Below are 525 nucleotides of genomic sequence, written 5' to 3'. Positions count from 1 at the left end.
CACCACCCATTGGTTGGTGAATCAAGTACTCGGCATTCGGCAACATGTAACGGTGACCCTTTTCACCAGAAGAGGCAATAATGGTCCCCATTGAAGCTGCCAGACCCATCACAATGGTCGTTACCGGTGCTTTAATAAAGTTCATGGTATCCGTAATCGACAAGCCCGCCGTCACAGAACCACCCGGCGAGTTAATGTACATGGAAATTTCCTTATCAGGATCCTGTGCTTCCAAGAAAAGTAGTTGAGCAACGATTGAGGTTGCCATACTATCTTCCACTTCACCTTGCACCAGGATAATTCGGTCCTTTAAAAGTCGGGAAGGCAAATCATAGGACTCACGTCCATTTGCAGTTTGTTCAATAACTCCTGGCCACATAGTAATCTCCTTTTATCTTCTTTAGTATTCTATTGTAACGCAAAAACAAGACTTTCTAAAATAAAAAAGAGCGCATTCGCCCTTTATAACTTATCGGCATCAAAAGTACCTTCGTCAATCTGTTTAGCCAATTCTTTTAGTTTACG

The 525-nt window shown here is 42.7% G+C and carries 1 protein-coding gene; it reads right to left on the bottom strand.

The genetic code is table 11. The annotated features are described in order from the left end of the window. On the bottom strand, positions 1–379 hold a 379-nt coding region (locus ACOMA7_RS07710), incomplete at its 3' end, for an ATP-dependent Clp protease proteolytic subunit (RefSeq protein ID WP_421393154.1). Between the last annotated feature and the right edge of the window lie 146 nt (positions 380–525).

The sequence above is a fragment of the Apilactobacillus intestinapis genome (assembly GCF_049166695.1).
GTDB lineage: Bacteria > Bacillota > Bacilli > Lactobacillales > Lactobacillaceae > Apilactobacillus > Apilactobacillus kunkeei_C.
The sequence above is the reverse complement of the archived record's forward strand: the minus strand, read 5'-3'. Positions and strand labels throughout refer to the sequence as shown.